Annotated in this window: 25 protein-coding genes; 15 read left to right on the forward strand and 10 right to left on the reverse strand. The window is 38.6% G+C overall.

Annotated features, from left to right (window positions below):
• The first annotated feature begins 17 nt into the window (after window positions 1–17).
• From EFY79_RS15185 to EFY79_RS15200, 4 genes are all read left to right on the forward strand, one after another.
• Window positions 18–227 carry a type II toxin-antitoxin system VapB family antitoxin gene (locus EFY79_RS15185; protein ID WP_123121575.1) on the forward strand — a complete coding sequence of 70 codons (210 nt, stop codon included), beginning with the start codon at window positions 18–20 and terminating at the stop codon, window positions 225–227.
• Window positions 205–630: a type II toxin-antitoxin system VapC family toxin gene (vapC, locus tag EFY79_RS15190; protein WP_123121576.1), complete on the forward strand. Its 426-nt coding sequence runs from the start codon at window positions 205–207 to the stop codon at window positions 628–630. Before EFY79_RS15185 ends, vapC begins: the two co-directional genes overlap by 23 nt.
• Window positions 612–1,850, forward strand: coding sequence for an NADP-dependent isocitrate dehydrogenase (locus EFY79_RS15195; protein WP_123121577.1), 1,239 nt, complete (start codon window positions 612–614; stop codon window positions 1,848–1,850). Before vapC ends, EFY79_RS15195 begins: the two co-directional genes overlap by 19 nt.
• 333 nt (window positions 1,851–2,183) lie before the next feature.
• Complete coding sequence (locus tag EFY79_RS15200) at window positions 2,184–2,552, forward strand: response regulator (protein WP_123121578.1); 369 nt, start codon at window positions 2,184–2,186, stop codon at window positions 2,550–2,552.
• Window positions 2,553–2,593: 41 nt separating this feature from the next.
• Here EFY79_RS15200 and EFY79_RS15205 read toward each other — a convergent pair whose 3' ends face one another.
• From EFY79_RS15205 to EFY79_RS15225, 5 genes are all read right to left on the reverse strand, one after another.
• The gene (locus EFY79_RS15205; protein WP_123121579.1) at window positions 2,594–3,211 is read right to left on the reverse strand and encodes an ABC transporter ATP-binding protein; all 618 of its coding nucleotides are present in this window, start codon (window positions 3,209–3,211) and stop codon (window positions 2,594–2,596) included.
• Window positions 3,201–3,998 carry an acyl-ACP--UDP-N-acetylglucosamine O-acyltransferase gene (gene lpxA, locus EFY79_RS15210; protein WP_123121580.1) on the reverse strand — a complete coding sequence of 266 codons (798 nt, stop codon included), beginning with the start codon at window positions 3,996–3,998 and terminating at the stop codon, window positions 3,201–3,203. The genes EFY79_RS15205 and lpxA overlap by 11 nt, the downstream gene beginning before the upstream one ends.
• A gap of 1 nt (window position 3,999) precedes the next feature.
• A complete protein-coding gene (locus EFY79_RS15215) occupies window positions 4,000–5,421 on the reverse strand; it encodes a bifunctional UDP-3-O-[3-hydroxymyristoyl] N-acetylglucosamine deacetylase/3-hydroxyacyl-ACP dehydratase (RefSeq protein WP_123121581.1) in 1,422 nt (473 codons plus the stop codon).
• A 74-nt stretch (window positions 5,422–5,495) separates the two neighbouring features.
• Window positions 5,496–6,548 (reverse strand): UDP-3-O-(3-hydroxymyristoyl)glucosamine N-acyltransferase, encoded by a 1,053-nt coding sequence (lpxD, locus tag EFY79_RS15220; protein ID WP_123121582.1) that lies wholly within the window; start codon window positions 6,546–6,548, stop codon window positions 5,496–5,498.
• Between the two features lie 44 nt (window positions 6,549–6,592).
• A complete protein-coding gene (locus tag EFY79_RS15225; protein WP_123121583.1) occupies window positions 6,593–7,801 on the reverse strand; it encodes an HD domain-containing protein in 1,209 nt (402 codons plus the stop codon).
• Window positions 7,802–7,934: 133 nt separating this feature from the next.
• Here EFY79_RS15225 and porX point away from each other — a divergent pair, with 133 nt between their 5' ends.
• Window positions 7,935–9,500: a T9SS response regulator signal transducer PorX gene (gene porX / locus EFY79_RS15230; RefSeq protein WP_123121584.1), complete on the forward strand. Its 1,566-nt coding sequence runs from the start codon at window positions 7,935–7,937 to the stop codon at window positions 9,498–9,500.
• A 24-nt stretch (window positions 9,501–9,524) separates the two neighbouring features.
• Here porX and EFY79_RS15235 read toward each other — a convergent pair whose 3' ends face one another.
• Window positions 9,525–10,121, reverse strand: a complete 597-nt coding sequence (locus EFY79_RS15235; RefSeq protein ID WP_123121585.1) for a riboflavin synthase — start codon at window positions 10,119–10,121, stop codon at window positions 9,525–9,527.
• Window positions 10,122–10,218: 97 nt separating this feature from the next.
• Between EFY79_RS15235 and rpsU the strand changes: the two genes are divergently transcribed.
• The 3 genes from rpsU (at window position 10,219) to EFY79_RS15250 (ending at window position 11,848) form a co-directional block, all read left to right on the forward strand.
• The gene (rpsU, locus tag EFY79_RS15240; RefSeq protein WP_123121586.1) at window positions 10,219–10,416 is read left to right on the forward strand and encodes a 30S ribosomal protein S21; all 198 of its coding nucleotides are present in this window, start codon (window positions 10,219–10,221) and stop codon (window positions 10,414–10,416) included.
• Between the two features lie 71 nt (window positions 10,417–10,487).
• Window positions 10,488–11,390, forward strand: coding sequence for a tyrosine-type recombinase/integrase (locus tag EFY79_RS15245; RefSeq protein WP_123121587.1), 903 nt, complete (start codon window positions 10,488–10,490; stop codon window positions 11,388–11,390).
• Window positions 11,391–11,548: 158 nt separating this feature from the next.
• Window positions 11,549–11,848, forward strand: coding sequence for an HPF/RaiA family ribosome-associated protein (locus EFY79_RS15250; protein ID WP_123121588.1), 300 nt, complete (start codon window positions 11,549–11,551; stop codon window positions 11,846–11,848).
• A gap of 62 nt (window positions 11,849–11,910) precedes the next feature.
• Here the strand turns inward: EFY79_RS15250 and bshA are convergent, their stop codons facing one another.
• The gene (bshA, locus tag EFY79_RS15255; protein WP_123121589.1) at window positions 11,911–13,044 is read right to left on the reverse strand and encodes an N-acetyl-alpha-D-glucosaminyl L-malate synthase BshA; all 1,134 of its coding nucleotides are present in this window, start codon (window positions 13,042–13,044) and stop codon (window positions 11,911–11,913) included.
• Between the two features lie 148 nt (window positions 13,045–13,192).
• On the opposite strand from bshA, the gene EFY79_RS15260 reads away from it, so the two are divergent.
• Window positions 13,193–13,969 (forward strand): TerC family protein, encoded by a 777-nt coding sequence (locus tag EFY79_RS15260; RefSeq protein ID WP_123121590.1) that lies wholly within the window; start codon window positions 13,193–13,195, stop codon window positions 13,967–13,969.
• A gap of 24 nt (window positions 13,970–13,993) precedes the next feature.
• On the opposite strand, the gene EFY79_RS15265 is transcribed toward EFY79_RS15260, so the two are convergent.
• The gene (locus tag EFY79_RS15265; RefSeq protein ID WP_123121591.1) at window positions 13,994–15,019 is read right to left on the reverse strand and encodes a quinone-dependent dihydroorotate dehydrogenase; all 1,026 of its coding nucleotides are present in this window, start codon (window positions 15,017–15,019) and stop codon (window positions 13,994–13,996) included.
• Between the two features lie 173 nt (window positions 15,020–15,192).
• Between EFY79_RS15265 and EFY79_RS15270 the strand changes: the two genes are divergently transcribed.
• The gene (locus EFY79_RS15270) at window positions 15,193–15,435 is read left to right on the forward strand and encodes a DUF6364 family protein (RefSeq protein WP_123121592.1); all 243 of its coding nucleotides are present in this window, start codon (window positions 15,193–15,195) and stop codon (window positions 15,433–15,435) included.
• Window positions 15,425–15,853: a type II toxin-antitoxin system VapC family toxin gene (locus EFY79_RS15275; protein WP_123121593.1), complete on the forward strand. Its 429-nt coding sequence runs from the start codon at window positions 15,425–15,427 to the stop codon at window positions 15,851–15,853. The genes EFY79_RS15270 and EFY79_RS15275 overlap by 11 nt, the downstream gene beginning before the upstream one ends.
• 29 nt (window positions 15,854–15,882) lie before the next feature.
• On the opposite strand, the gene EFY79_RS15280 is transcribed toward EFY79_RS15275, so the two are convergent.
• Together EFY79_RS15280 and EFY79_RS15285 are read right to left on the reverse strand one after the other, a co-directional pair.
• On the reverse strand, window positions 15,883–16,863 hold the full coding sequence (locus EFY79_RS15280; protein WP_123121594.1) for a Gfo/Idh/MocA family protein: 981 nt from the start codon (window positions 16,861–16,863) through the stop codon (window positions 15,883–15,885).
• Between the two features lie 78 nt (window positions 16,864–16,941).
• Window positions 16,942–17,997: a phosphotransferase enzyme family protein gene (locus EFY79_RS15285; protein ID WP_123121595.1), complete on the reverse strand. Its 1,056-nt coding sequence runs from the start codon at window positions 17,995–17,997 to the stop codon at window positions 16,942–16,944.
• Between the two features lie 119 nt (window positions 17,998–18,116).
• Here EFY79_RS15285 and EFY79_RS15290 point away from each other — a divergent pair, with 119 nt between their 5' ends.
• The 4 genes from EFY79_RS15290 (at window position 18,117) to EFY79_RS21910 (ending at window position 23,003) form a co-directional block, all read left to right on the forward strand.
• Entirely contained in the window at window positions 18,117–19,655 is a 1,539-nt protein-coding gene (locus EFY79_RS15290; protein WP_123121596.1) for an arylsulfatase, read from the forward strand.
• Between the two features lie 284 nt (window positions 19,656–19,939).
• Complete coding sequence (locus EFY79_RS15295; protein WP_123121704.1) at window positions 19,940–22,378, forward strand: glycoside hydrolase family 95 protein; 2,439 nt, start codon at window positions 19,940–19,942, stop codon at window positions 22,376–22,378.
• A 119-nt stretch (window positions 22,379–22,497) separates the two neighbouring features.
• The gene (locus EFY79_RS15300; RefSeq protein ID WP_262684594.1) at window positions 22,498–22,929 is read left to right on the forward strand and encodes a formylglycine-generating enzyme family protein; all 432 of its coding nucleotides are present in this window, start codon (window positions 22,498–22,500) and stop codon (window positions 22,927–22,929) included.
• Window positions 22,893–23,003: a hypothetical protein gene (locus tag EFY79_RS21910; RefSeq protein ID WP_262684596.1), complete on the forward strand. Its 111-nt coding sequence runs from the start codon at window positions 22,893–22,895 to the stop codon at window positions 23,001–23,003. Before EFY79_RS15300 ends, EFY79_RS21910 begins: the two co-directional genes overlap by 37 nt.
• Window positions 23,004–23,016: the final 13 nt, after the last annotated feature.

Raw genomic sequence — 23,016 nt, forward strand, 5'->3', positions numbered from 1 at the left:
ATAAAAAATTTTAAACCATGCGGACAAATATTGAAATAGATGATAAACTTTTGGAAGAAGCGATTAAATTAACCGGGTCAAAAAGTAAGAAAGAAATGGTTAATCGGGCGTTGGAAGAGATAATCAGAACCGAAAAAATAAAAAAGCTCCGTTCACTAAGAGGCAAAATAAAATGGGAAGGAAATCTTGAAGAAATGAGAACTTATGATAAGTGGGACAATCATTGACACCAGTGTTTGGATTGATTATTTCAATACAATAACTAGTAACGAAACAAATACTGCCGATAAGCTTCTTGAAGACAAATCTGTTATCATTTTACCTGTAATCTTGCAAGAAATTCTTCAAGGCATAAGAGAAAAAGAAACCTTTGATTCTGTTAAAGGACTTTTACTATCGCTTGATTTCTTTCAGTTCAATGGAATAGAAACGGCCATTGATGCAGCATCATTGTATAGATTTCTAAAGACGAAAAGAGTCACGGTAAGAAAGCCTAACGATTGTTTAATAGCAGTAATTTGTATTAACAACAATATTCCACTTCTCCACAATGACAAAGATTTTGATAATATTGCAAAACATACTTCACTAAAAATTTATAAAACAGAAAAATGGCAAAAATTAAAGTAGCAAACCCGGTAGTAGAAATGGATGGTGATGAAATGACCAGAGTAATCTGGAAATTTATTAAAGAACAATTGATACTTCCTTATGTAGATGTGGATATAAAATATTTTGATTTGGGAATTCAACACCGCGAAGAAACGGATGACCAGGTGACAATTGATGCAGCTAATGCAATTAAAAAATATGGCGTGGGTATTAAATGCGCAACCATTACTCCGGATGAAGCGCGGGTAAAAGAATTTGGATTGAAGCATATGTGGAAAAGCCCTAACGGAACCATTCGTAATATTTTGGACGGTACTGTTTTCCGCGAGCCGATTGTGATGAAAAATGTGCCACGACTGGTTCCTAACTGGACAGCGCCGATTATTATAGGCCGTCATGCGTTTGGTGATCAATATCGCGCAACGGATACTGTTATTAAAGGAAAGGGGAAATTGACGATGACTTTCACTCCTGAAAATGGCGAACCACAAACTTTCGAGGTACACGAGTTCAACGGGGATGGCGTAGCAATGTGCATGTATAATGTAGATAAAAGCATCGAAGGCTTCGCAAGAAGTTGTTTCAATATGGCTTTAAATAAAAAATGGCCTTTATACCTTTCTACTAAAAACACCATTCTAAAAAAATATGACGGACGCTTTAAGGACATTTTTCAAACGATTTACGAAAATGAATTTAAAACACAGTTTGACGAAGCCAATATAACTTATGAACACCGGCTGATCGATGACATGGTTGCGAGCGCATTGAAATGGCACGGCAATTTTATCTGGGCTTGTAAGAATTATGACGGCGATGTGCAAAGCGATACTTTGGCGCAAGGCTTTGGATCGTTGGGTTTGATGACTTCTGTTTTAATAACTCCAGATGGGAAAACTCTTGAGGCAGAAGCCGCCCATGGAACGGTTACAAGGCATTACCGTGAACATGAGAAGGGAAATCCTACCTCAACAAACCCCATTGCTTCTATATTTGCATGGACAAGAGGCCTGGCCTTCAGGGGGAAAATTGATAATAATCAACAATTAATTCAGTTCGCTGATGCGCTGGAAAAAGTATGTATTGAAACAGTTGAAAGTGGTAAAATGACCAAAGACCTGGCCATGTGTATCAGTGGTAGCAAGGTTTCGCACGGTAAAGACTATTTATATACGGAAGAATTTTTGAAGGCCATCAATGACAATCTGAAAGAAAAATTAAATGAAATCACCGGATAGTGAATCTCATTACTTTTTTTTCACAAATTAGGAACAAAATTTGTAGCAAATTTTACCGGCGAATTACTTCTGGAATGCATGTATTCATTCGATAGAATCAGATATAGAATTAAAAAAGCTGGAGTTTGGACAAGAAATTATAACATTGTTCGTTATAGTTCTGAAATTGCTTTGACAAATCAACAAAAATATCTCTATTGATTTTTCCTAATATTTGCAATAAGGAAGGATTTATTAGCTTTAAAAAAGTTATTAGAATAATTTTTGGAGTTGACTATAAACGAGTTCTTTATCGCTCCACGGTTGTAAAAGCAGGTCAATCAAATATTTAAGATGTCCAAAATTCTAGTTGTTGACGATGATATTGATATATTATCCGTAATGGAAATCCTTCTTTCTATGAAAGGCTTTGACGTTGAAGTTACCTCAAGAGGTGAAAACACGCTTCCTAAAATTGAAAGCTTTAAGCCCGATCTCATATTGTTAGACGTCCTGATTTCAGGATATGATGGCCGTACAATTTGCAAACAATTAAAATCCAACCAGGCCACCTGCCACATTCCCGTAATCATGTTTTCCGCGCACCCCGGGGCTGCTGCTACTATTAAAGATTACGGCGCTGACGATTTTATTTCAAAGCCATTTGACGTAAATAACCTAATGCAGAAGGTAAATTATCAATTAAGCCTCCAATCCAATTGAAATTAAAATATTGATTATTTATCAGTTTACTGGGGTAGGAATCATTTATATATCCTTATGTCCAGTATTTCGTCGCAAAACGAATATTCATTCTTATCATTACTGCTTACGATAAGCAACCGGTTATGGCAAAATTTTTTAATCAGCTCGTGATACAGCAATATGCCTTCCTCATCAAGATTGGTCAGCGGTTCGTCTAACAAAATTATTGGTACATTGCTTAGAATGGCCTGTGCAATCTTTACGCGTTGCTTCATGCCGCTGCTATAGTACCTTATTTGCTTATGAGCCGCATTTTTCAGCCCTGAAACTTCGATTATTTTTTGAGTATCCAACCCTTCAAGCCAGCCTTTCATCTTTTGATGAAAAGTGAAAAACTCTGTCAAAGTCATCTCTTCAATTACTTCAAGGTAGGGAGCGGCAAAAGCAATTTTTTGAAAAATATTTTCGGAGACTATCGCTGTATCGTTTTCTACATAACTGATCTTTCCCTCATTAAAAATAGTCGCTCCTGAAATAATTTGCAAAAGGGTGGATTTGCCCGAGCCATTGGGGCCAATAATGGCATAATGTTTTTTAGCATGAAAATCAAAATCAAGATTACGGAAAATCCAATCGTGGTTGTAGCGTTTGCCTATTTTGGTAAGACTAATTTTCATCCATATTTTCTTTGGAAGAAACTTTTAAAATCCCCCGCTTGCTTGCTTTAATAAACCTGAGGATTTCAGCTTTTTCTTCTGAATCCGGCAAATCTTTTTCGATGATCTGTGTGGCCTGGCTTATGTTTAGCCCCCGCAGGTAAATATTTCTGTAGATTTCTGAGATGCTGTTTATTCTTTCAGACGAAAATCCCCGCCGTTGCAAGCCAACTGAATTGACTCCTACATAGCTCAAAGGGCTGCGGCCTGCCTTAATAAAAGGAGGCACATCCTTGATTATTTCAGTACCACCGGCAATATAAGTGTGTGCACCGATTTTAGAAAATTGAATGGCCGCGGCCATTCCGCCGATTATTGCATGATCGCCTATTTCAACATGACCGGCAAGTTGCACGGAATTGGCAATAATCACATGGTTTCCTATAATGCAATCGTGGGCGATATGGGAATAAGCCATCAGCAAACAATCACTGCCTACTACGGTTCTCCATTTATCTTTCGTTCCCCGGTTGATGGTAACACATTCTCTGATGGTGGTATTGTCGCCTATTTCAACCACTGTGTCTTCACCGTCAAATTTAAGGTCCTGTGGAATAGCGCCCACTACAGCTCCGGGAAAGATCTTACATCCTTTTCCTATGGAAACCTTTTCCATTATAACTGCATGTGACATTACATGAGTGCCATCTTTAATAATTACATCATTTCCAATTACTGCAAAGGGATTTACAATCACATCATTGCCTAATTGTGCATTTGGATGTATATGTGCGAGGGGGCTTATCATATTACGGATTGGGTCGTTTAACTATTTGAGCAATTAAAATGGCTTCAGTTACAATTTTATCACCAACATATACTGTTCCTTTCATTTCACAGATTCCACGACGAATAGGATGCAACAATTCCATTTTGAGTATCAAAGTATCTCCCGGAACAACCTTTTGCTTGAATTTGCAATTATCTATTTTAAGAAAATAGGTATCGTACTTGTCTTTTGTATTTTGAGGAATGGCGATAAAACCACCGGCCTGGGCAAGGGCCTCAGCAAGCAGCACGCCCGGCATCACAGAATTGCCTGGAAAATGCCCCTGAAAAAAAGGTTCATTATAGGTTACGTTTTTAATGGCTACCACATGGGTCTCTGTAAGTTCTATGATTTTGTCAACCATCAGGAACGGATAACGGTGCGGTAGCGTTTTTTCAATATCCTGTATATCTAGAACCGGAGGGATATTGGGATCATATTTTGGAATATCCTGCCTGAACTTGTATTTTTTAATGTGCTCCTTTATTTTTTTGGCAAATTTTATATTTGACGAATGGCCCGGGCGGTTGGCGATAATATGTGCCTTGAAGGGATAGCCTACGAGTGCTAAATCTCCTACTACGTCTAACAATTTATGACGTGCAGGCTCGTTTGGAAACCGAAGTGTTAGATTGTTCAAAATTCCCGCCTCTGAAACTTTTACATCATTCTTGTGAAAAATCTTCGAAATTCGCTTTACCTGGGCATCATCTACGGGCTTGTCTACAACCACGATGGCATTATTAATATCTCCACCCTTGATGAGATCGTTGTCAATAAGTTGTTCCAGTTCATGAAAAAAACAAAAAGTGCGGCTCGGAGCCACTTCGTGTTTAAAATCTTTGAGGTCTTTTAAGTCTGCATGCTGCGTTCCTAATACAGGTGAGTTAAAATCAATCAGGGCGTTGATTCGATACCCGTTGTAGGGTAGCGCTACCATTTCCACTTTTTTGTCTTCATCCACAAAAGAAATATTATGCTGAATCTTATAATAAATCTTTTCTGCGTCTTGTTTCTGAATTCCTGCTTTGGATAAATGGTCAATAAAAACCTGGGCGCTTCCATCCAGGATTGGCACTTCTTCCCCATTTATTTCAATCAGCGCGTTGTCTATTTGCATACCCATCAGAGCAGCCATCAGGTGTTCTATGGTTCCTATTCGCGCTCCGTTTGATTCTATAGTTGTACTTCTGTTGGTTTCAATCACATTATCCACATCAGCCTTAACAACAGGTTTGCCCGGCAGGTCAACTCTTTGGAAATTGATGCCGGTGCCAGGTTCAGCGGGTTTAATGTTTATTGTAACTGATTGCCCCGTATGGATTCCCGCTCCTGAAATAGTTACTGGTTCTTTAAGGGTATGCTGGAAATGATTCTCTTTAGAGTTAAACGATTGTCCCATGGGCACGAAAATATGAAAAGAAATTTTTTAAATAGTGAAAAGGGAACGAAAATTGAAATTTATGAGTGTTGCCATTAGCCGGTTATGTTTTCCTTCCTTAGCTGTTCTACGAGTTCTTCCAGGTTTTTAATTCTTTTTTCAAGATTTGGAAGATTTCTACTTAAGATTTGACTTCTTAGTGACTGAGTATAATCATAGGCAGGGGAACCAGTTACAGCAGTGTTTACCGTTTTAATAGATTTGGCCACCCCGCTTTGTGCGTTAATTTTTGTACCATCTGCAATCTGGATATGCCCTACAATGCCTGCCTGGCCCCCAATCATTACATTTTTGCCAATTTTTGTGCTTCCACTGATACCGGATTGAGCGGCTATCACGGTGTTCATTCCGATTTCTACGTTGTGGGCTACCTGTATCAGGTTATCGAGTTTCGCACCGGTTTTGATGATGGTTGACCCCAAAGTGGATCTGTCTATTGTAGTGTTGGCTCCTATTTCCACATTATCCTGGATAACTACATTTCCTATCTGGGGCACTTTTTTAAAACTGCCGTCCTTTTGAGGAGCATATCCAAAGCCATCACCACCAATTACACAACCTGCATGAATAGAAACATTTTTACCTATTTCACAATCATGATGAATTTTTACGCCCGGGTAAATAATGCTCTTGTCGCCGATGGTTACGTTATCACCCAAAAATACCTGGGGATAGATTTTGACATCTTTGCCGATTTTTACCTTTTCGCCGATGTAAGTGAATGCGCCTACAAATACATTTTCACCCAAAACTGCAGATGAAGAAATGTAAGAAGGATCCTGGATGCCGGTAAGATTGGCTTTAGCAAGTTCGGCATAAGCCGTAAGTATCACCGCAAAAGAAGAATACGCATCCGGCACACGAATCAAAGTAGACTGTAACTCTTTTTCTAATTCGAGTGAATCATTGATGATAATAACGGAAGCCTGTGTTGAATATATAAATTCTTCATATTTTGGATTGGCTAAAAAAGCAAGCTGCCCCTGCGTGGCTTCTTCCAGTTTACCAAAAGAAGAAACTGACACTTCCGGATCCCCTTCAATTGTTCCATTAATTAATTCAGCTATTTGTTTTGCGGTAAACTGCATCGGCCACACTTGTTTTGTGATAATAAAAATTTAAAATTAAGCCATTATGATAGATCAAGGTTTATAAAACAAATGTAAAATTTTTTTATGGTGCCTGACAAACTTTGATTTATTAGCGCATTGTCAACTTCAGAGATATCTTTTACTGTTCCGTTCTTAAACAGAATATTGATATGCTCCAGCTCATGATTATAGGTATTTATTTCACTGTTACCCGTAAACACCAGATACGAGCTTTCTTCTTCACTGATTCTTAAATATTCTTTGGCTATATTTATTTTTTGCGTTACCAAATCAGCGGGTACAGGATGTGTAAAATATTTCACCTTTAGCAACTTACGGTTCACGAGGCTTTTCGACAGAAGAGCTAATATCTTATCCCCGTGATTGGCCCATTCTTTAATGGAAAAAAAGACATCAAAATCATCTAATGAACAATAGTCGTTCAAAAGTTCGCCGATGTTTTCAGCATTACATTGGCGGTTTAAAAAGGTATTTAGCACTGCTGAAGGAGAGGTCGCCTTTACCTGTCTGGCTCTTTCAATAATTTTACCAAGCATTTTTTCTGCACACAACACAGTTTTATGCAAATACACCTGCCAATACATAAACCTGCGCGACACCAAAAACTTTTCAATCGAGTACACACCCTTTTCTTCTATCATCAATTCGCCCTCATGCACGGTTAGCATCTTAATTATCCGGTCGTACCCGATCATTCCCTCTGTAACGCCCGTAAAAAAGCTGTCCCTGATAAGATAATCCATACGGTCAACATCCAATTGGCCACTCACGAGCTGGTGAAGAAAAGTTTTGGAATAGTTGTTCGTGAAAATATCAATAGCCATTTGCAATTTCCCGTTAAACTGATTGTTCATTTTTTCCATTATCATCAATGAGATCTGCTCGTGGCTTACATCGTGAATCAAAATGTTTTCAAGTGCATGTGAGTAAGGCCCGTGACCTATATCATGTAAAAGAACAGCAATTTTTGTGGCCTGTTCTTCTTCAGGCGAAATGGCAATGCCTTTATTTTTCAATTCATGAATCGCATTGCACAGCAGGTGGAAAGCCCCCAAAGAATGATGCAGCCTGGAATGAACAGCTCCGGGATAAACCAATTCTGCAAAAGCCATCTGATGAATTCTGCGCAATCTTTGGTAATACGGATGAGAAATTATATGATAAATTAACTCGTCATCGATTGTTATGAATCCATAAACCGGGTCATTAATAATTTTTCTAAAAGCCATTTCTTTGGATTTGTTAAAAACACCTGCAATGGTAGCAAAGATAAATTTTGGGAGGGGAATAAATTATATTTGTAATAGTTCGAATCATTTGAAACCATACCCTTTTCCCCAAAGAAGGACAAATAAAAAGTTAATGAATAGTACAAAAATTTTATGGGTAGACGACGAAATGGAGAGCCTGAAATCTCAAATCATGTTCCTGGAAAACAAAGGGTATGATGTAAAGCCACTCAGTAACGGGCACGATGCGATTGACTATGTGAAGGACCATATTGTAGATGTAATGCTCCTTGATGAAAGCATGCCGGGTATTTCCGGCCTGGAAACTTTGCAGAAAGTAAAAGAAATCAATTCGCATATTCCTATTGTGTTGATCACTAAAAATGAAACGGAAAACCTGATGGACGAAGCTATTGGCTCTCAAATAACGGATTACCTGATAAAACCGGTAAACCCTAACCAGGTTTGGCTATCCTTAAAAAAAATTATTGATAATAAAAGGCTGGTAGCCGAAAAAACGACTTCCGCTTACCAACAGCAATTCCGCGAATTGTTTATGGCTTTAAATGATAATCCTGATTACAACGGTTGGATGGAGATTTATAAAAAGTTGGTGTATTGGGAACTGGAGATGAAAAAAAGCGACAGCCCTGAAATGCGTGAAGTTTTCCAATCTCAAAAAAACGAAGCTAATCTTGAATTCTATAAATATATATCCAAAAACTATTCAAACTGGGTAACGAAAGCTGCAGCAGACGGACCCATAATGAGCAATAACCTGATGAAATTTAAAGTTTTTCCTCATGTAGAAAAAGGTACGCCCACGTTTTTTATTTTGATTGATAACTTGAGATTTGACCAATGGAAAGCAGTGCAGCCCTTGTTTGCAGAAAATTTCAGGATTCAGGAAGAAGAAACTTTTTATTCCATATTACCAACGGCTACCCAATATAGCCGTAATGCAATTTTTGCGGGCCTGCTTCCTATTGAAATCGAAAAACAGTTTCCTGTTGAATGGAAAAACGATGATGAAGAAGGCGGGAAAAATCTGTATGAGGAAGCCTTCTTCCAGGCACAATTAAAACGGCTTCGCAAAGACGATTTAAAATATTCTTATACAAAAATTACCAATCACCAGGATGCGCAGAAGCTGGTAGATAATATTCATAACTACCTGACCAATGATATAAATGTTATTGTGTATAATTTCGTAGATATGCTTAGCCATGCCCGCACAGAAATGGAAGTACTGAAAGAACTGGCGGCCGATGAAGTAAGCTATCGAAGCCTTACTGCTTCATGGTTTGAACATTCACCGTTGCACCAGGCATTGAAAAAAATTGCAGATAAAAAAATCAATCTTATCCTGGCTACTGACCATGGAAGCGTACGGGTAAATACGCCTCAAAAAGTGGTGGGCGATAAGCAAACAACCGCCAACCTGCGCTACAAACATGGCCGAAACCTGAATTATGAAGCCAAAGATGTATTGGCATTCCGCGATCCGCGCCAGGCGGGGCTACCGGTTCCTAATGTAAATTCTTCTTACATTTTTGCGAAACAGGATGGTTATTTATGCTACCCGAACAATTACAATCATTTCGCTAATTATTACAAAAATACTTTTCAGCATGGCGGCATCAGCCTTGAAGAAATGATTATTCCCGTAATCAGGATGACCAGTAAATCTAACCCATAGTAAAGGCACAAATCATTCGATTTTTTATTTTCCGGGCTGGAATTTCGCGATGCGCGCTACATATTTGCCCAGCATATCAAATTCCAGATTTACCAGGTCTCCTTTTCTTAAAGTTCTAAAATTTGTATGGCTAAAAGTATAAGGGATAATGGCCACGGAAAACTGGTTATCTGCTACATCAAAGGCAGTAAGGCTTACGCCATTAATGCAAATGGAGCCTTTTTCAATAACAAGCGCGGCAAAAGAAATATCGAATTGAAACGTAAATAAAACGCTGCCATTTGAATCCGTTTTTTCCACACAAGTTCCGGTGCCATCTACATGCCCCTGCACAATATGTCCATCCAGCCTGTCACTAAGATGCATTGCCTGCTCCAGGTTTATCCAATCCCCCTTTTGCCAACTATCAGCGTTTGTTTTTTTTAAAGTTTCATCAATGGCAGTCACCTGGTGCACTTTCCCATTGATTTTTTCCACGGTAAGACAGATTCCGTTGTGAGAAACACTTTCATCCACCTGCAAATGCGGCGATAATTCGCTTTCAACAAAAAATGTTTTGTTGCTTCCGGATTTTGAAATTTCTTTTATCTGCCCCAGCGATCTGATAATTCCTGTAAACACCTGAATTGTTTTTTATAAGAAAATTAGAGATTTTTAAGTTAGGAAGTTTGAAAAATTATCTATCTTTGCCCTCCTTTAAAAAAAATAAGTAAATTCTATGTTGATAATTGATTCAAAAGATTGCGAAAATATCGATAAAGCGTTAAAGAAATATAAGAAAAAGTTTGAAAAAAGCCGTACGCTTCTTGAGCTTCGCGATCGCCAGTCTTACACCAAGCCCTCTGTAAAAAGACGTGGCGAGGTTTTGAAGGCTGTTTACAAGCAACAAATTGCCAGCGGTAAAATTGAAGTTTAAATAAAATTCAATTCTGAAAATAGTATATCCGGTGTGTTTAAGGTATTAACTTTACACTCACCGGATTTTTTATGCCATTTACAGAAAATAGTACGCTCAGGGAATTTTTAAATTATCTTTCTTTCCAAAAAAGGTATTCCCCAAATACGGTCATCTCTTATCAGAATGATCTTTCGGCTTTTTTTGATTTTGTATTGGAGGAATACAAAATATCGGAACTATCTGAAATCAGCACGTCAATTATCAGAACGTGGCTCGCCTTTTTAAAAGAAAATAAATACACTTCCAAAAGTATCAATCGTAAAATTTCGTCGCTGAAGGCTTTTTTTAAATACCAGTTAAAGTTGCAAAGAATCTCTGTTAATCCTGTATCAACCATCACCTCCTTGAAAGTAAGTAAACGGCTTCCTTCTTTTGTTGCAGAAAAAGACATCAGCACTTTATTGAACCATGATTTTTTTACCGATGATTTTGAAGGGAAAACAAGCTACCTGGTCTTCGAAATTTTTTATCAATGCGGCCTGCGGAGAAACGAGCTCATCCGTCTGAAAGAAAAAGATATCGATAATGGCTGCCGAACTATAAAAGTGCTGGGGAAAGGCAATAAAGAAAGAATAATCCCTGTAAGTAAAGGTTTGATTGATTCTATCGGGCAATATGTTTTAGCAAAGCGGCAGGAGTTTCCGGAGTTATCTTCAGATTGGCTGCTGGTTAATAAAAAGGGCAAGCCTCTCGACCCCAAATTTGTATATAATCTTGTAAAAAATAACCTCGCTTCAGTTTCCACTGCTGATAGAAAGAGCCCGCATGTTCTTCGCCACACCTTTGCAACTCACCTTACCAACAATGGCGCGCAAATAAATGCTGTAAAGGAATTATTAGGCCACAGCAGCCTTGCTTCTACGCAAATTTATACACACAACACGATAGAAAAGCTTAAAGAAGTGTATAAGCAGGCCCATCCAAAATCGTAGTAAAAGCATAAAAAATACTTTTTTTCATTTTGAAAAACCATTCTTAAAATGTAACTTCATACTGGTAAAAAGTTTATTTGGCCCGAAAATTTTACTGTCTTGAATACCTCTGTATTTTCCCATAATTATTTATTTCTCACTTATAAAATACGACTACTATGAACGTAAACATTCAAAGTCTGCATTTTGTGCCAGATTCTAAGTTGGTGGCATTAATTGAAAAAAAAGTCGCTAAGCTTTCACAGTTTCATGAACGAATAACAAAAGTGGATGTTTTCTTAAAACTGGATAATGTGGCGCACACTATTAAAGACAAGATTGCGGAGATAAAAGTACATGTTCCCAAGCATGATTTATTTGTAAAGCATTCCTCAAAATCTTTTGAAGAAAGTTTTGAATTTGCGTTGGATTCAGTAATCAACCAGATAAAAAGAAAGAAAGAAAAAATGGCAGCTTAATAAGTTAATTAAAATCAAAGTATGGCCTTCGTTTCATCGCGAAGGCCTTTTTATTTCAAAATTTATTTCATTACCGGCTCCAGCACTTTGTGGTATAATTCTTCATATTGAGGCACAATCGTATCGATGTCAAATTTCAAAGCCTGGGCCAATGCGTTTTTCTTCATTGTGGCGAAGCGCTTATCATCAGACAGGATTTTAATCGCTTTTCGGCTCATGTCTTCAATATCACCTACATTGCTGGTAAAGCCCGTCACGCCATCGATATTTATTTCAGGCAGTCCGCCTACATTTGTTGAAATTACCGGCACCTGCGATGCCATCGCTTCCAGCGCCACAAGACCAAAACTTTCATATTCGCTGGGTAATAAAAAGAGGTCAGATATAGCAAGGATTTCTTCCATTTGTTCCTGTCTGCCAAGAAAGCGGATGTCTGTGCGTGCGCAGGTTTTTCTGCATAAATCTTCAATAAACGAACGCTCCGGTCCATCGCCTACAAACAATAATTTAGAGGGAACAACCTTATTCACCTTTTCAAAAACATATACCACATCTTCTACTCTTTTTACTTTGCGGAAATTAGACGCATGCAATAATATCCGTTCATTATTGGGAGCAATCACCTGCTTAAATGGTGTGACGGGCTCTTTATTAAAGCGCTTGGCATCTACAAAATTGTAGATTACCTCTATTTCTTTTTCCATTTTAAAATTCTTGTAGGTTTCATCCCTCAGATTTTTGGAAACAGCCGTCACTGCTGCGCTTTCATTCATTGAAAACGTAACTACCGGTGAATAGGTTTTATCTTTTCCTACGAGGGTGATATCTGTGCCGTGCAAGGTGGTAATTACAGGAATATCAATTCCTTCTTTCAAAAGAATCTGCCTCGCCATATAAGCAGCGGAAGCATGCGGAATTGCATAATGCACATGCAAAAGATCTATTTTTTGATTGATAATTACATCTACCATTGTGCTGGCGAGCGCTGTTTCATAAGGTGGATAATCGAACAATGGGTAAGCAGGTACGCTTACTTCGTGATAAAATATATTGGTATGGAAACTTCCTAGCCTGACAGGTTGTTGATAGGTGATGAAATGAATATTGTGACCCTTTTCTGCAAGCGCTTTTCCTAACTCAGTGGCCAATACGCCGCTGCCTCCAAAAGTGGGATAACATACAATTCCGATGTTCATAAATTATTTTTTAAAATCTATGCAATTTACAAATCTTTCAGCCTGGTTTGTTTGCTGTGATATATTGTGTTTTTTATAGAATGTTTATGTTTGCGCAACCGAAAACTTAAATCGTTTCCGGTTTTTTTTATTAATAAATAAACAGTGAATGGGGCATTTATTAACGGCAGACAGCATCATCAGCTTTTTTATACTGGTACTTCTTGAAATTATTCTGGGGGTAGATAATGTGATTTTTGTAAGTATCATTATTAACAGGCTCCCGGCCGATAAGCACAGAAAAGCAAGGTTAGCCTGGGTAGTTCTCGGCTCTATAGTGAGGAGCGTTTTGTTATTGGGATTGGGCTGGCTGTTGTCTCAAAAGGGAAAAGCTGTGTTTACCATTTTTGATAAGGGATTCGATTTGGCCAGCCTTGTGATGCTTGCCGGTGGAATCTTCCTTATTTATAAATCAGTACATGAAATACATCAAAAGCTGGAAGGCGAAGATCCAAATGAAATCAAACCAAAAGCAAAAACGCTCAGTTTTTCAAATGCCGTATTCCAGATTGTGTTGGTAGACCTTGTCTTTTCTTTTGACAGTGTAATCACCGCAGGAGGTACGGCCAAACATGTGGAGATTATGATAGCCGCCGTGATTATCGCGATGATTATTATGTTTACGTTCAGTCCTTATATTGCTGCCTTTATTTATAAACATCCCACGTTCAAAATGCTGGCGCTTTCTTTTTTAGTGATGATTGGCCTCAGCCTTGTAATTGAGGGCTGGGCGGCGGAAAAGGCGGAAGACCTTCATCTCAAAAATTATATTTATTTCGGAATGGCTTTTTCTTTCATCGTGGAAGTGCTAAACATGGTGATGCTGAAAAAGCAAAAACGGAAAATAGTTCATTTCGACGAGCCGGAATACCCTGCAACGAAGTAGATCTTCACAATAATGAATGGAGATTTACTTTAAGATCTTTTTCACGATTGCGGGGCCTTCATAGATAAATCCTGTCCAAACCTGGACGAGATCGGCGCCGGCATTAAACTTTTCTTTTGCATCTTTTGCAGAAAATATCCCGCCGCTGCTGATGAGTGGAATCGTTCCTTTTGTTTTTTGATGAATATAATTGGTAATCCTGTTTGCTTCTTCCCTTAAAGGTTTTCCACTTAATCCACCAGGTCCGATTTTATCAATTTCTTTTTGATGAGTGATTAAATTTCTCCTGCTGATAGTGGTGTTTGCTGCCACCAGCCCATCGAGTTTTATTTCAATTGCCAGGTCGATAATATCATCGAGGTTATGCTGGTCAAGATCCGGAGAAATTTTTAAAAGTAGCGGCTTTTGAATATTCTTTGTTTGATTGACTTGTTGAAGATTCGTAAGTATTTTTTTTAAAGAATCTTTTTGTTGCAAATCTCTTAGCCCTGGTGTATTTGGCGAACTAACATTTACTACAAAATAATCTACGACGTCATGCAATTCATTAAAACAAATTTCATAATCTTTCCAGGCATCCTCATTAGGCGTAATTTTATTTTTACCAATGTTGCCGCCAATGATTAGCCTGCTGTTTTTATTTTTGATCCTGAATTTGCCAATTCTTTCTGCAGCAGCGCTCACCCCTTCATTATTGAAGCCCATCCGGTTGACAAGGGCTTTATCTTTTGGTAGCCGGAACAGGCGGGGCTTTGGATTTCCGGGCTGTGGTAAAGGAGTAACTGTTCCAATCTCAACAAATCCGAAGCCTAATAACTCAAGTTCATTGAGGTATTTGGCATTTTTATCAAAACCTGCCGCAAGGCCGACAGGATTTGGAAATGTGATTCCGAAAACTTCTTTTGAAAGATTGTCCCCCACTGAAAAATAGCGTTTGAAAATCCATTTTATCAATGAAAACCTGCAAAAAACACGCAAAACATTCATCGAAAAATAATGAACCTTTTCCGGGTCAAAACAAAATAATATGTTGCGGAGGATGGGATACATTCGGGCCGCGAAGATATGAATTGGATTATTCCAATCCAGTAAAAAGACAAATAAGCAAATTTTTATTCGCTGAATGGGGCGGTTTGTTATTCAACGTCTTTATTTGAAATAAAAAGACCATCAGGCGTATAAATTAAAATTAGGCGTATCTTTAAGAACAGAAACTTTTTGTTATGACAGTCAAGCTTAATCTTACCATAAATGAATCAGTGGCGCGCAGAATAAAATCGTATGCCAGTCGCAAGAATACTTCCGTATCCAGAATTGTTGAAGAGCAATTAGAACAAGTGCTTAAATCAGAAAAGAAAGATGATTCGTTTCGAAAATTTTTGGATAAATATGCGGGATCGATTAAAGGTGGAACTAATTATGATGAAGCCAAAGATGAATACTTAAAAAAGAAATATGGCTTATAAAGTATTTGTGGATACCAATATTGTTTTAGATATTTTCCATCGCGACAGGCCTTTCTATGAAGATGCGGTACAATTGTTTTATTATCTTGATGATAACAGATTTAGCGCGTTTTATTCCGAAAGCGTTCTAACGACGATGGCGTACGTTTTGAGAAAGACAATGACATCAAATGAAGTGAATAAAGCCATTATCAATTTGAACAGGAAAATTGCGTTTCTTCCATGCATTTCATCATTACCCGCAAAATCTTTGCTGTCAAATCCACCGGATTTTGAAGATGCATTGCTTTACGAAATAGCGTTGCATCATCACCTTGATTATTTCATTACTTCCGACAAAAAAGATTTTAAGCTGATTCAAAACCCAATACTGCCGGTAATAAATGCAAAAGAGTTTAATAAGATAATAGCGGATTGACTAACCATTTTATAAAAAAAAATATTATATTATTTTCTGGTAAAATCATCTAATAATTTCATCACTACGGCGCCATCTTCGGCGCTGGACGGATTAGGTGCTTTATCCAAAAAGTAATTTACAACTTCCTGTATCAGCGGTTGCTGCACATGTTGAAGCGGTTCAAATAATATTTCTTCTGTAATGCCATTTTTTTGAATGACTATCTTCTTATGTTCAAAAATGGGAAACGAAAGCTTTCCTTCCGATCCATAAATTTCACAGACGTCTTTTTCCAATTCTTTCGTAATATTAAAATTCCACGTTCCACTAAAAAGAAGCCCGGATTTGAATAAAATATTACCTGAAACCATATCATCTGCATCATACAATTTATCCTGGTTAGCCGCAAATCCTGTAGCCTTTTCAATCTCTCCAAAAAACCAATACATTAAATCCAACTGGTGAGGCGCAATGTCGTGAAACAAGCCTCCACCGGCAATTTGAGGATTTACACGCCAAGACACTTTTGGGATAGATAACGCTTCTTTCTCAAGTTGTTTTTTATAAAATTCCAGCTTAACAAACCGTGGAATTCCAATCACTTTTTCATTCAATAATTCTTTTACTTTTTTAAAAAGAGGTTGCCCGCGCCGATAATGTGCAATGGAAACTTTTACATTTTTTTCGGCCGCAACCCTGGCAATCATATTTGCCGATGCATAATTCAATGCGACAGGTTTTTCAATATATACAGGCTTGCCGGCGTTAATGGCAGCCATCGCATATTGCTCGTGGGAAGAAGGAGGTGTAGCGATATAAATCGCATTTACTTCTCCATCATTTATCAATTTATTCGCATCGTCGTACCATTTTGAAACGCCATGCCGGTGCGCATAATCTTTTGCTTTTTCTGCATCGCGGCGCATCACGGCAACTAACGAAGAATTTTCTACTTTATTAAATGCCGGGCCGCTTTTTATTTCTGTTACGTCGCCGCAGCCAATCATTCCCCATTTTATATTTTCCATTTACAAATATTTTTATTGAGCAAATTTTTTTACAGTAGACAAACAAATGAATGCAAATTTTGTTTCGTTTGAGATTGCTTATTTATTCATCAGCCTCAGCAACGCTTCTTCTTTTTCAATCAATCTTTGCAGCAATGCCATTTGATTTCCGGCGCGCACAAAATTTTGTCCATCATATTTCGCACCGTAGTAAATATCATTATTCAAATGATCGGTGAGGAACCGCAATGCCTGCATATAAATCATAAATTTTCCGGAATACAGAAAATGATTTTTTTCAGCGGGATTGAGTTCATTTTTCATTTCACTCATATATCCTTTCCAGATAGCACTATAATAATCATCCCTGATTTCTATTTTTGAAAAATCTTTTTCCTCCTCGTTTGCCGGCGAAAGATAGGTGCGCAGCATATCACCCACATCACTTATAAAATAGCCAGGCATCACGGTATCAAGATCAATCAGGCAAATGCCCTTGTCATCATCGTCAAATAATACGTTGCTGATTTTGGTATCATGGTGAGTAACGCGCAATTTAAAATCCGGATCCTGCAAAATTTTTTCATAAGTAGCTACAATGTTTTTATTTGCTTTGGACTGATCAATCAGGGTAGCTGCTTCTTTAATTCGCGCAGGGTTGCCGTTTTGTAGTGAGTTTAAAAATTGTTCATACCTCAGCGTGAGATTATGAAAATCAGGCAATGTAATTTGCAAATTTTCAACGGGGAACCCTGATAGCAGTCTTGTAAATTCTCCAAATTGTTTTGCCGCTTCAAAAGCCTGTTCTGGTTTTTCAACGGTGGCTATAGTATGTGAATTGGCTACAAAAAAGCCAAGCCTGAAATATTCTTTTTCCGTGGTGATCACCATTTCTTTACCGCTGTTTGTTTTTATAAATGCTGCGAAAGAATATTGAGGGAAATGTTTCTTTAAATAATCTTCCAGCAGGCGAACGTTTGACGCGATTGCCTCCGGGTTTTTAAAAACAAAATGATTTATTTTTTGTAAAATATAATCCTGCTCATTGGTTTTTATTTTCCATGTGGCATTTATCAGGCCTTTGTTTATGGGCTCTATCTTAGCACTGCCCATATTTATATCATACGCTGAAAGAATTTTTTCTAGTGAACCCATGACGTTTTTTTGATTACAAATGAGGATTAAAAATAAACATGAAAATTCAAACGATTATCTTTATTACAAATCGGGATTTTAGCTGCATTCTTTTTTGGAAATATTGAAAATTAAAAACTATGGCGTATTCAAAATCTTTTTTTATTTTCTTTTTTGGAATTTGCCCGCTTTTTATTTCTGCACAAAAAAAAGCTGCTTCCAAAAATGACAAGCCTAATATCGTTTACATTCTCGCTGATGATATTGGCTATGGCGATCTCGGACCTTATGGTCAGCAAAAAGCGGAAACACCCAATATTGATGCGTTAGCCAGGGATGGAATGCTGTTTACACAATATTATGCGATGCCGGTGTGTGCACCGTCGCGCTACTCATTAATGACCGGCTACAATGCAGGCCACTCCTATATTCGTGGTAATGATGAATGGACGCAAAGAGGCGATGTGTGGAACTTTGAAGCAATGGAAGCCAATCCTTCTTTAGAGGGACAATGGCCTATTCCTGATTCAACCGTTACGATTGCAAAGTTGTTGCAGAAGGCAGGCTATCGCACCGCGCTCGTGGGCAAGTGGGGGCTTGGAGGCCCGATGAGCACAGGCATTCCAAACAAACAGGGGTTTGATTATTTCTATGGTTCATTGTGCCAGCGGCAGGATCATCAGTATTACCCCGGGCATTTATGGGAAGATGTTTATCGCGTGCCACTCAATAATAAAATACAGGATCCGAATATAAAATTTCCTGCCAGTCTTGATGCGCTCAACATTAAAAATTACAGTGCTTATACACAGGAGGATTACGCGCCTGATTTTATGATACAAGCCGCTTTAAATTTCATAGATAAAAACAAGGCTTCACCATTCTTTCTTTATTTTCCTGACCCGCTACCACATGCTTCCATGCAGGCGCCTGAAAGATGGGTAGCATATTATCATAAAAAATTTGGAGAAGAGAAGCCATTTGGTGGTGGAAGCTATGTGCCCTGCCGTTATCCGCGGGCAACACGCGCAGCAATGGTTTCGCTTTTTGATGAACATGTAGGCCAGATTGTTGCCAAATTAAAACAGGCAGGCATATACGAAAATTCCATTATTATTGTTTCGAGCGACAATGGAGCGTCCAACGAAGGCGGCGCAGATTGTGAATTTTTCAATAGCAACCGGCCTTTTAAAAATGAATTGGGATGGGGCAAAGGTTTTTTATATGAAGGCGGTATCAGGGAACCGTTTATTGTCTCATGGCCCGGAAAAATAAATCCAGGAACAAAAAGCGACCTGATTTGTGCAGCATGGGATGTATTGCCGACGTTATGTAAAATCACAAACATTGAAAGCCCTGCAGGCATTGACGGGATTAATTTTTTACCCACATTATTAGGACAAAGCGAACAGCAAAAACATGCATTTCTTTATTGGGAATTTCCTCAATATGGCGGCCAGCAGGCAGTACGATTGGGAAAATGGAAGGCCATCCGCCTCGATGTGCTCAAAGGGAATATGCAATTAAAATTATTTGATCTGGACAGCGATATTAAGGAACAGCATGACATTGCAGCGCAACATCCGGGAGTGATACGGCAAATCGAAGACATAATGAAAAAGGAACACCGCACTGCTGAAGTGAGTTCTTTCAGAATGAAAGCAATAGACGACAAATAGCTTTGCGGTTATTTTTTCAAATCGCAAAATTTTTTGTCTTCATTGTGATTTCAAATTTTGAATACTTGCATAGCGAACCATAATGAATTGAATTCAAAGAATGTGAAAAATAAAAATCAGGATTATTTATTTGTTTACTGTTTTGTGTTTAGAGGATAAAGAATGTACAGAAAAAATGACCTGAAAATAAATTCATTTTCTATGATGCTTTGTAAGCAGATTTAAGAAACTGAAAAAGTTTAATAATTATGCCCGGTGATTTTTTTATTTTTAAGAAAAATCAAATGTTGAAATTTTGTGTCTTTATTTTCATTTTGTTGACTGCAAATGCTTTATTTGCGCAATCTGATTTGCAATTGCGATTTGATTCACCCGCTAAACAGTTTACAGAATCTGTTCCCTTAGGCAATGGGACGCTGGGTGCGATGGTATTTGGAGGCACCAATGTGGAGCGGATTGTATTGAACGAAAAATCAATGTGGTCCGGAGGCGTGGAGGATCCCAATCGCCATGACGCGCATAAGTATTTGCCCGAAATTCAAAAATTATTGCAGGAAGAAAAGAATGAGGAAGCACAAAAATTATTACAACAACATTTCGTTTGCGCAGGCAAAGGTTCTGGCTTTGGAAATGGTGCACATGTAAAATATGGCAGCTATCAGATCTTGAGCGATCTCTTTATAAAATGGAATGATACCAATTCTGTTGTTACAAATTACTCAAGGAGATTAGAATTAGATAAAGCGATCGGCATTGTTGAATGGCGAAGAAATGGCATTCAATTTAAAGAAGAAATTTGGGTAAGTGCGCCGCAAAAGGTGATTGTGATTCGGCTTTCAGCAGACAAGGAAAATTCATTGAATTTTATTTTGGAAATGAAAAGAAAAGAGAGAGCTTCTTTTTCATCTGCATCACATTCGATAACCATGAAAGGCCAATTGGACGGTGGTGATGGCGACGCAGGAATCAACTTTGCTGCCTATGCTAAAGTGATTACTCCCAAAGGAAACGTTTTGCCAATAAATGGTGGACTCACGGTGAATGCAGATAAGCAGTGTGTTATTATCATAAGCGCCCATACGGATTTAAATTTGCCAAATGTAGAACTGAGAGGCCCCGCACCGCTTCCGATAGCAATGAAGCGTGTGAAAACTGCGGCTGTAATTCCAATTGAAACGTTGCTGCAAAATCACATCACCGATTATCAATCTTTATTCAACCGCTGTTCATTGCAATTCACTTCAAGAGAAAATGATTCAATAAAAAATATGACGACTGAGAAGAGGCTGATTCGCTATGCAAATGGATTAAGCGATGTAAACCTGCCGTCATTGTATTTTAATTTCGGGCGTTATCTGTTGATATCAAGTTCACGAAATAAAGGTCTTTCCTCGAATTTGCAGGGCTTATGGGCTGAAGAATATCAAGCACCATGGAATGGCGATTATCATTTGGACATCAATGTTGAAATGAATTATTGGCCAGCCGAAATTACTAATCTTGCCATGTGTCATCTGCCCTTAATAGAATTTGTAAGCGAATTGGTAAAGCCCGGCCATCAGACTTCAAAAGCTTATTACAATGGCAAGGGCTGGGTGGCTCATGTGATAAGCAATCCATGGAAGTTTACTGCACCGGGCGAAGGCGCCGATTGGGGCTCTACACTTACGGGCGGATCATGGCTATGCGAACATCTTTGGGAACATTATATTTTTAATCCGGATAAAAAATACCTCGAAAAAATTTACCCGGTTTTGAAAGGAGCGGCGCTTTTTTACACCAGCATATTGATAACCGATCCAAAGACAGGCTGGCTCGTAACAGCTCCCTCCAATTCGCCTGAAAATACTTATATCTTACCAAACGGCTTTCACGGCCAGACTACCATGGGGCCGACAATGGACATGCAAATCGGAAGAGAACTTTTGAGCAATACGATTGCTGCGGCAACTATTTTGGGTGTTGATAAAAAATGGTCTGACAGTTTATCGGAAATAAAATCAAAATTAGCGCCGAACCAGATCAGTCCTTCCACCGCGGGCATACAGGAATGGATTCGTGATTATAAAGAAGCGGATCCGCACCACCGGCATGTTTCGCAATTGTATGGCCTGTATCCGTATGATGAGATAAACAGGGAAACCCCTGGATTGCAACGCGCCGCTGTGAAAACTTTACTGCGGAGAGGCGATGAAGCCACCGGCTGGTCAAGGGCGTGGAAAATCAATTTTTGGGCAAGGCTTGATAGTGGTGATCATGCTTTGAAGTTATTCAAAGGTTTGTTGCAACCGGCTTTTCAATCATCGCAAATTTCAATGACTGATGGCGCAGGCACTTATCCTAATTTGTTTTGCGCGCATCCGCCTTTCCAGATTGATGGAAATTTTGGAGGTACAGCGGGCATCGCGGAAATGCTGTTGCAAAGCAATGGAAAGAATAATGTCATCCGTTTTTTACCTGCTCTGCCAACTGACAATGACTGGCAAAATGGAAAGATAACGGGCATGTGTACACGCAATGGATTTACTGTTGATTTCAATTGGGAAGATGGTAAGGTAAAAGAAGCAACCATAATTTCTAAATCGGGAAACGATTGCTTTGTTCAATTGCCTGCAGGCCTACAAATCTTTGATGTAGCCGGAAAGAAGACAGTGAAGAGGTTTTTGGGAAACGGAATCTTCCAATTCCAAACTAAGAGGGCGCAAAAATATTACATACGATAATTGTAAAACTGGTTTAATAGTTGTAAAATGATGTAATGAATTTAGCGAATTTGGTGACAATTTTTTAAATCAATACAACCATATTTTAAAATTTATTGCGATTGATATAAAGAGGAGCAGTGCCACGCATCAGTTGGGCAGGAAAGCGCTTGTCTACAGAAGCAGAATGGGAATATGCGGCAAGGGGCGGATTGAAAAATGAAATTTATCCCTGGGGAAATGAATCGGTTAATGATGGCAAGGCTAAAGCAAATTCGTGGGGTGGAAAATTTCCTTATTACAATGATAACAGGGATGGTTACACGAAATTAGCTCCGGTAAAATCATTTGCGGCCAATGGTTATGGGTTATACGGTATGGCCGGAAATGTTCGGGAATGGTGTAGCGATTGGTATGATGCCGATTATTATCAATTACTTAAAGATGCGGTTGCTATGGATCCTTCAGGGCCTCAAAAAAGTTTTGATCCGCAGGATCCTATACGCCTAAAAGAAGTTTGCGGGGAGGAAGTTTCTTGTGCAATGATACCTACTGTAGTGGCTACCGTATAGCTCGTCGCATGAAAAGTAGTCCTGACAAGGGTTTGGAACACACAGGTTTCCGCTGCGTAAGGGATGCCGGTTAAATTAAATTGTAAA

The organism is Hanamia caeni (assembly GCF_003721595.1).
GTDB lineage: Bacteria > Bacteroidota > Bacteroidia > Chitinophagales > Chitinophagaceae > Ginsengibacter > Ginsengibacter caeni.